This window comes from uncultured Veillonella sp. (genome assembly GCF_934190855.1).
Taxonomy (GTDB): Bacteria; Bacillota; Negativicutes; order Veillonellales; family Veillonellaceae; genus Veillonella.
On the sequence record NZ_CAKPTN010000061.1, the window covers coordinates 1 to 9187 of the forward strand.

Annotated in this window: 9 protein-coding genes; 1 reads left to right on the forward strand and 8 read right to left on the reverse strand. The window is 40.1% G+C overall.

The window, feature by feature from the left end; all coding sequences use genetic code 11:
- The 5 genes from Q0F90_RS04950 to queF all read right to left on the reverse strand — a co-directional run.
- On the reverse strand, window positions 1-403 hold a 403-nt coding region (locus Q0F90_RS04950), incomplete at its 3' end, for a DNA starvation/stationary phase protection protein (RefSeq protein WP_296003906.1).
- 272 nt (window positions 404-675) lie between these two features.
- Window positions 676-1287: a serine O-acetyltransferase EpsC gene (epsC, locus tag Q0F90_RS04955; protein WP_296003908.1), complete on the reverse strand. Its 612-nt coding sequence runs from the start codon at window positions 1285-1287 to the stop codon at window positions 676-678.
- A 102-nt stretch (window positions 1288-1389) separates the two neighbouring features.
- A complete protein-coding gene (cysK, locus tag Q0F90_RS04960; RefSeq protein WP_296003910.1) occupies window positions 1390-2304 on the reverse strand; it encodes a cysteine synthase A in 915 nt (304 codons plus the stop codon).
- Between the two features lie 213 nt (window positions 2305-2517).
- Window positions 2518-3330: a hypothetical protein gene (locus Q0F90_RS04965; RefSeq protein ID WP_296003912.1), complete on the reverse strand. Its 813-nt coding sequence runs from the start codon at window positions 3328-3330 to the stop codon at window positions 2518-2520.
- 49 nt (window positions 3331-3379) lie between these two features.
- Window positions 3380-3877 carry a preQ(1) synthase gene (queF, locus tag Q0F90_RS04970; RefSeq protein ID WP_296003913.1) on the reverse strand — a complete coding sequence of 166 codons (498 nt, stop codon included), beginning with the start codon at window positions 3875-3877 and terminating at the stop codon, window positions 3380-3382.
- Window positions 3878-4218: 341 nt separating this feature from the next.
- On the opposite strand from queF, the gene Q0F90_RS04975 reads away from it, so the two are divergent.
- Window positions 4219-4959 (forward strand): copper amine oxidase N-terminal domain-containing protein, encoded by a 741-nt coding sequence (locus Q0F90_RS04975; protein ID WP_296003915.1) that lies wholly within the window; start codon window positions 4219-4221, stop codon window positions 4957-4959.
- 127 nt (window positions 4960-5086) lie between these two features.
- On the opposite strand, the gene Q0F90_RS04980 is transcribed toward Q0F90_RS04975, so the two are convergent.
- The 3 genes from Q0F90_RS04980 to Q0F90_RS04990 all read right to left on the reverse strand — a co-directional run.
- Window positions 5087-5497, reverse strand: coding sequence for a hypothetical protein (locus tag Q0F90_RS04980; RefSeq protein WP_296003916.1), 411 nt, complete (start codon window positions 5495-5497; stop codon window positions 5087-5089).
- Window positions 5498-5624: 127 nt separating this feature from the next.
- On the reverse strand, window positions 5625-7241 hold the full coding sequence (locus Q0F90_RS04985) for a membrane biogenesis protein AsmA (protein WP_296003918.1): 1617 nt from the start codon (window positions 7239-7241) through the stop codon (window positions 5625-5627).
- 281 nt (window positions 7242-7522) lie between these two features.
- On the reverse strand, window positions 7523-9187 hold a 1665-nt coding region (locus Q0F90_RS04990), incomplete at its 5' end, for a carbon starvation protein A (RefSeq protein WP_296003920.1).

The following is a 9187-nucleotide window of genomic DNA, read 5'->3' on the forward strand; positions in this document are numbered from 1 at the left end:
GTTTTACATAGTACGCAACGTGATCTTCCATCATGCTTACGAGCAAGAAGTCACCTTCTTCATCAGCAGCGGCACGAATTGCTACAGCTTGATCGTTCATGTATTTGAAGTCTTTAAGAAGGATATCAATTACTTTTGCTTGAGGGATATCCTCTTGGCCCAATTCTTCAATTTTAGTCAATTTTGCATACTCTGCGGAATTTACCAATGGGAATTGACCTTGCATTTTTACATGTTCTGCTACTGCATCAAAGTATTCAAAGGCTTCATCATAAATGGATTCCAAGTATTCATGGATAGATTTGAATTGTGGACCAGTTACGTTGAAATGTAGGTTATGTAATTTTACGTTCCATACGGAAAGATCTGCTAAATATTGGTTTAATTGTTGTAAGTTTTTCATGATAATTCTCCTTTTTTCCATTTAATTCTCAATTACAGTTTATTCAAAAAGCAGAATAAACCAAGTCGGCTTCTATGCCATCAATTCGTTTATTTAATTTGTAATCAGTATTGATTACAAATAAATTATATCAATAATGATTTTCCTTGTCAACAATAAAATCGATTTTTTTGAATATTCTTTTTATAAAAGTAAAAAACCTCTAACTACTAGTTCATTTAGTAGTTAGAGGTTCTATAATTCTATATTACATACGATTATATCCCACTATATTAAATATAGTATTCTATGTAATCATCAGGAATTTTCTTTTCCTCAACGTTACCTTTACTGCCACTACGACGAGGTTTACGGACATACATATTTTCTGGATCTGTTTCAAAGATAACCATGTCTTTAGGGATATCGTGTTTAATAACGAGGTTACAACCGATTTTTGTACGTGCTCCGATAGTAATATCACCTAAGATTTTCGTGCCTGTACCGATGAGTACTTCGTCTTCAATGGTTGGATGGCGTTTCACCTGCTTAGAGGACATACCGCCTAACGTTACTTGATGGAACAAGGTTACATTATCACCTACGATGGCTGTTTCACCAATAACAACGCCCATGCCGTGGTCAATAAAAAGGCCTCGGCCAATCGTTGCACCTGGATGAATTTCAATGCCTGTTACGTGACGAGAATGTAGGGCCACACGACGCGCCAAGGTTGGCCACCCCGCCTTATAGAGGCGGTGCGCAAAGAAATGCCAGAATAAGGCTGTAATATGCGGATACGTCCAAATAACCATCCACACGCTTGTTGCGGCTGGGTCAGAATCCATTACGCGCTTAATATTATATTGAATTTTGCCCCATAATTCGCGCAAACCTTGCATCATAGTGACTCCATCTCAAATAACTCTACTCATATATAGTATATAGTATACAACATATATGGTCTGTATTCCTATACATAAGATATTTTATCTATGCGAAATCCGTTACTTTACGTATTCATTATTTGCAAAATCTAAGAGAGATAGGTATTTTTCCACCCCATCTGGCGCGATGACAACGATATTCGCATTTGGCATGTCTTGAGCAATGCGCTTTGCTGCTACGATGGCTGCCCCCGCTGAAAGCCCGATGGAAATGCCGCTTTCACGCATAAAGGTCTGTACTTCACTAAAGGCCTCTTCATCGCTTATAGTTTGTACACCGTCCATCAAGCTTTGATCAAAGTTTTCAGGAATAAAACCAGCCCCAATGCCTTGGATTTTGTGAGGGCCACCCTTGCCTTCTGTAATCGCCGGAGACCCAGTTGGTTCCACTGCGATGGCCTTTAGATTCGGATTGTGCTCTTTCAAGCGTCTAGTAACGCCTGTGAAAGTACCACCTGTACCGATACCTGCCACAAATACGTCTACATTCGGTACCTGTTCTACAATCTCAGCGCCTGTAGTACGGTAATGCATATCTGGGTTCGCCGGATTTACGAATTGGCCTAATGTAAAAGCATTAGAATATTTTTCTAAGATTTCGTTTGCTCGTTCAAGAGCACCTTTCATGCCTGTTTCTTTTGGCGTTAAGATGAGCTGTGCACCATAAGCCTTGATAAGTTCACGACGCTCTTTACTCATGCTTTCAGGCATAATAATTACAGTTTTAATATGCAAGATAGCACCTACCATGGCAAGAGCAATACCCGTATTGCCACTTGTAGCCTCAACGATAATGCTATCCTCATGGATGCGACCTTTTTCCTTAGCGTCTTGCAACATGCCAAGAACGGCACGGTCTTTCACAGAGCCACCTACATTATATTTTTCAAGTTTTACATAAATATTTGTGTTTTGTAATTGATATACCGGTGTTTTACCAATAAGTTCTGTAGTTTGATTTGTTACTATGCTCATCTGATCCTCCCTCTAGCGACAGATGATAAAAATCGTCCTCAGGAATATCCCAAGGACGATATGTGTTTCACCTTGTTACTCACTATATACTGGGTATAAACGTTTATGCATTCCCATAAATACAACCATACTCTAACACTTGAATCAATCCATTGTCAAGAGAATGAGAATAGCTTTTAAAACCCCAAAAATACAGGAAATAACTAGGTTTATCTATTTACTTGTAAGCACGTTGACCACTGCATCCCATGTGATAGGCACGAATATGATAGAAAGAGCTAGTACGATAAAGAGAACTGCTCCAACTAATACGGTCAGACGAGGAACTAAGGATAAAACAATGCTCTTTGCCAATCTAGATGCTTTACTTAAGTCATGATGCAACGCAACATGACCCCAGAGGAAGCCTGCCACTAGATAGGACATAATATAAGGATCTAGCAGTACATGTGTAGATAATTCATTATCCATATGCATAATGCGGTTGATAACAGGCGAAACTAGCACATTTACTAGCATAGCTAGCACCTTAAGCCACACAACGCAGACAACATATGTCCACATACTCCTCTTAGTCATCCACAGCATGTATAGGTGTCCTATTATACTTGCCCCCAGCGAGCCCTTCTCGCCGTCCATGTATCGCTCCATCCAAGATGGTTGCTCCTTGCCAACCTCTACTTGGCTGTAGTGAAAAGATAGATTTCTTTCACCATGGGCCACATCAACGAGGCCCAAAACTTGGAATAGGACGAGCAAAAATAAGACAGCTACAACGACTTGGAAACTTTCACTAAAGAACATATCCATAAAATCAACATTGAGATGGCCGATGCTTGAAAGGTTGCCATACACATCGTAAAAGGCTAGATATCCCGCATTTGTTAAGAAAACATCCAAAATAAATAGAAGCAGCACAAAGATTATATATCCATTCCAACGTGTCCATTTATTTTGTGTCTCTATATAGGTATTCGCCCCTACCATAATCGCTGCAGGGTGTATAGACAAAGTCACACCGATCATAAAAAACATTATGAACGATGTGCCCATTGTTATATATTCATATACCATATTAACGGTATGCTACGCGCTCAGGCTGCATGTCGTGGAAATGAAGGCGCTCTTTTGCAGTCTTCTCCCACTCTGTACCAGGCTTGCCATAGTTTGCGTATGGATCGATGGACAAACCACCGCGCGGCGTAAACTTGCCCCATACCTCGATGTATTTAGGATCCATCAACTTCACAAGATCTTTCATGATGATATTGATGCAGTCCTCGTGAAAGTCCCCGTGATTGCGGAAACTAAATAGATATAATTTCAAAGACTTGGACTCAACCATTTTCTTATCTGGCACATAAGAAATATAGATTGTGGCAAAGTCTGGTTGCCCTGTCATAGGACACAAACTAGTGAACTCAGGACAGTTAAATTTAACAAAGTAATCATTATCAGGGTGTTTGTTATCAAACGCCTCTAACACCTGTGGTGCATAATCAGTTGGGTAATCGGTCTTGTGACCTAACATCGTTACCCCTTGTAACTCTTTTTCAGTTCTGCCGGATGCCATAAGGAACCTCTTTCTATAAACTCTATCATTAAATATATTGAATAATTCATGTAATACTTAATTATAGCATATAAGGAATTAACTAAAGCACTACATTCTCATGCAATTCATCAAAGGTAAAAGCATATTCTTCATAAAGACTTAATAGCTTTCATAATTTAACAGTATCCTTTCTTTCTATCAATTATATACTGGTTCCCAATAGATATAAAATATTCTTAATCATCCTAACCAAATCCCTTATTTAGATTGTGTAAAATTTAAGTTTATAATAAAATATTCATATACATTTGGTAATGTTAGTTTATTCAGAACAATATAACACCTTATGGAGGTCACTTATGAAATTAAAACAGCTTATTTTATCTAGCATCGCTGTAGGTGCATTAGCTTTCACATTTGGCACGGCACAACCTGCACAGGCGGCTATTGGCATGGAGAATCCAGGTCCCGCTATGAATCTTGAAAAGCCTGCATCTGTAACGACGGCACACCATATCAATGTAGATGGTAAAGTTGTAGAGCCAATCAACGGCCAACAAAATGTAATCTATGTAGATGGTCAACCGCTCGTAGCATTGCGCCAAGTGTCTGAAGCATTGGGCTATAAAGTAGCATGGGACGAACCTACTAAAACAGCGTTGGTAGATATGAGCATTGCTACATTAGCAATCCAACCAGACTCTGCCGATGTGATTCGCCACGGCAAATTAAAGGTTATCAACCTTGATACATCTGAATCCTTCTTGCCAGCAGCACGTAAGGTAGACGGCACTATCTTTGTAAAACCACAAGTGTTCAAATTATTATTGAACCAAGTAAATATTACAAAAGATGAAATCTTCATCGCCCCTCAACGTGCACAATTGGCGTCTACTACAAATACAGAGGTATCTCACAATAACGACCTCAGTACATTCTTACCGCCATCCCAAAAGGATGTAAAGAAAGTAGATCCAAAAGCGACAGAAAAACCGCTTATTAAAATCAAAAAAACATTGGCTAAAGACTCTGTAACTACAACAGATACAGAAGCTACTGAAAAATCCGAATACCAACGTCGAAATGGCTTAGATCGTTAATCCATACGGATACAACAAAAGGTCCCCTATGGACTGCTCCCCTACAAGATATAATCTTAAGGTGTACAGTCCACAAGGGACCTTTTTATTCTGTAAATGTAACTAAAAATGGTTTATTTCAAGTAAATTATCTACCGAAACCATAGCGGTTAAGTGCTGTATTACCATTACCATATATAGCCATGATTTTCGCCATGAAATAGTCAGCTACTGCTACAGAGTATGCTGCAATATCATTGTAATCGGAATATTTAGGAGCTACATTAGGCGTGTTAACGCTTTCAATTGTAACATTTTTATTATTAGTTACAGGTGCTATAAGTTTGTTTGTATTAGTAGTAGGTGCAGGATCTGTAACTGTTACTGTAGAACCCATGGATGGATTAACATAACCTGTTGGAGTAGATACTGGTGGACGTTGGGAATCAGTATATTTATAGCCATAAGAAGCGTCCGCTTGTTGAGGTGCCAATGTAGCTACGCCAAACGCAAGAACAGTGGCTGCCAAAACGATAGATAATTGTTTAGATGCTTTCATAAAAACCTCCATAGCAAATACTAAAAGAAATGCACGATCATCAAAAATTCTGATAACCTAGATTTATTATAAACCTGTTATTTAAATGCACAATGAATCGTTGTAAACATCATCAACATTTCATTTATCAATTAATTTTGACTCTTTCAACACTATCTTTTACAGAATCCATTTGACGTTTCAAATCTTTCATAGATTCTTTTACATCGTCAGGCACCTTGACACCTTTAAGGCCTTTTGCAGACTCCGAGGCACGCTTACTATTATCGCTAGCTTGCTTCATGCCCTCTTTAATTCGGTCCATATTTTCATCTATCTCATCAAAGGAATCTTCATCATAGAGAATAAAATTACTACCCCCATGGGACGTAATATTGAGTGGCCCCATCGTAAGCTGCCCATCATCAATACGCAACGCATTCGTGAAAATCGTAGTAATCCTCGTATTGACTTTCACATCACTAAAGGACAAATGACGCCCCTTATTGTGAAAGTTCCCTGTAATGCTTTGAATCGGTATAAGCATATAGTGCCCATCGCCGGACCAGAAATTACCCCACACCTCCATATCGCGAGGCATGCCTTCACTTTTAAAGTTCAAATTAGCAGATACAGGGACGAGGAACTCTGGTGTTTTAAGAGCCACACTACTATCTAAATCCTTTGCTACGCCAGTAATCGTATAGGCACGAGTGTCCAAATTATAAACACCTTTCGCATCTAGCTTACCGTTGAACACATTGGCATTGACGTTAGAGAAGTTCAATATACCGTCTTGGTATGTCACATCGCCTACCACATTATCAAAGGTCAATGCAGGAATCCGTAAAATAGGCATCGTTACACGACCTTTAGCAAAAGGCCTATTAAAATCCCCCGTTACCTTTGTAAGCAAGGTCATGGCATCATGAATATTTTCACCGAAGCCAAGGGATGATGGATCTACGCCTTTCACATCAAACTGTAGGTCCAGCTGAGGCATGCGATGCTTTAGCACATCCTTTAAGTCTACTCGGCCCTTTAAAACAAGTCCATCACCAATAGCGGTACCGCCAAATTTACCAGTCTCCATATCGATATGTATAGCACGATTACTATCTAGGACTATCCTAGCATTTACATCCTTCATCACATAGTGACGATTGCGATCAAAAATCTCAAGTTGGTTGTTTCGCAACTTAATTGTTAGGTCTAAATGTTGACCCTCCCAATTAAAGTTTCGTACCCGTTTACCTAACTCCTCTTGTCGCTCTTGAGTAGTCTTTCTAGGCACCTTAGGGCGTGGCGCTACCTCATTCAGAGGTTTCTTTACATCAGGCGATGGCGGAACGAAGTCAATTCGATTATTTTCATCCAAATCGACGACGATGACCGCATCATCTAGCTCTATACCATTAATAGCAGAGGATTTAAAGTTGTGCGTCACCACATCCCACATGTTAACTCGTATTTTACCGCTAGGAACTGTTACTAGCCTTCGCCCATCGGGATCTGTCCACACTAAATCAGTAAAGGATAGCGTTCCCCACGGCGTGGCAGATAAACTTTCCACAGTAACAGTACCGCGCATCATGGTCTGGCGGGCCATAACCTCGTTAAAGATAACGCCCATTCCGCGACTAGCAATGGTAGCCAATACAAAGAAAACAATCGCTCCAATGGCAAGAAAAGCTGTAATGCCTGTAAGGCCCTTCTTATACAATTGTTTATATTTTGTCCAATAGGAACGCATGTAATGTTTCATAGCCTTATTATATCACGATACGTTGACAATTTTATTTTAATGGGGCCCCGAAACATATCGGTCTACATATTGAAATGAGTGGCCCATACAACTTCGCTCCAAAGCGAGCTAAGTCGCTCATTATGTATGGGCCACTCATTTCATAACGTTTGTTATGAAGGCGTCCCATTAAAATAAAATAGCTCCAGTAATCTATTAAAATAATAAGGCTATAAAACATTACTAAAAAGAAAAGAGCTCCATCCAAATGGATGGAGCTCTAAAACCTTTATGGTATTATATTAAGCTTTTGCTTCTTTACCGTATTTTACAAGGCTTTCAGCTTCAATTTCTTCTTGAGTGCGATAGTCTTGAGGAATGCTAGATAAGCGAATCCAGCTGCGAACTGCTTCTACTAATACGATAAGAATCATGAGGAACATGGCAGCACTGAATGCTACTAGGATCCATTTACCAGCTGGGATATAGCTATTAAATACGTTTTCAAAGTCTGCAGCAATAGCAACGATAGCCATTAGGATACATGGAATACCTGTAACCCATGCATAGCGTTTGCGACCGAGTCGCATAATAACGGTAGTACTTACAGCCAATGTCATAGTACCTAATAATTGGTTAGATACGCCGAATAGAGGCCAGATAATACCGATGTTACCTTGTAGAACTAGATAGCCCCACAAGATACAAATCAAAGCTGCACAACCGTATACGCCAGGAGCCCAGTGTTGGTCGTTGAATTTAGGATGGAAATGACCTAATAATTCTTGAAGTAAGTAACGACCTACGCGAGTACCAGCATCGATCAAAGTCATGATGAACAAAGCTTCGAACATGATACAGAAGTGATACCAATAACCCATCAAGTGATCCATGTTAGGCAATCTGGAGAAGATATGAGCCATACCTACTGCTAAGGATACGGCACCGCCAGGACGGTGCATCAAGTCTTCACCAACCATTGCGGACAAGGCTGGCAATTCATGAACTTGAAGACCTAACGCTTTGAAGGATTCTACTGTGGAGTTAATAGCAAAGTAATCATCTGGATGCAATGCAGTCGCCGCGATCAACGCCATCATAGCGATGAAGCCTTCTGTTAACATTGCGCCATAACCGATTGGTAAGATTTCTCTTTCATTAGTAAGCATTTTAGGTGTTGTACCTGTAGCAATTACTGTATGGAAACCAGATAACGCACCACATGCGATAGTAATGAAGATGTAAGGGAATACAGAACCTTTCAATACAGGACCGCCACCCCAGATATAAGGAGTAACAGCTGGCATTTGGATTTCAGGCATTACGATGATAATACCAAGAGCCAAGGCACCAATTGTACCGATTTTAAGGTATGTAGACAAATAATCACGAGGAGCGAGCAATAACCATACTGGCAATGCTGCTGCAAAGAAACCATACACTGCAAGCATAATTTCAATAGTTTGCAAGTCGTATGTGAACCAAGAAGCATATTCGCTAGCCGCGATGTTTGGACCGTAGATAATACCTACGAAGATTAACGCTACACCAATGATAGTAGCCTCTTGGATTTTACCAGGACGCAACCATTTTAAATAAATACCGATAAAAATAGCGATTGGAATTGTAGCGAATACGGAGAAGAATCCCCAAGGAGAGTTATGCAATGCGTTCGCTACTACTACGGCCATACCAGCAAGGGTAATAACCAATAGGAATAAAGTAGCAAGCATAGCACCGAAACCAGCGAGTTTACTGATTTCTTCGCGAGCAATATCCGCAATAGACTTACCGTCATAGCGAACTGAAGCGAATAAGATAACCATGTCATGTACAGCACCGGCTAATACAGAACCGATAAGGATCCATAAGGCACCAGGTAAATACCCGAACTGGGCTGCAATAACAGGACCTACGAGAGGGCCCGCACCTGCAATGGCTGCAAAGTGATGACCAAAGGTTACCCA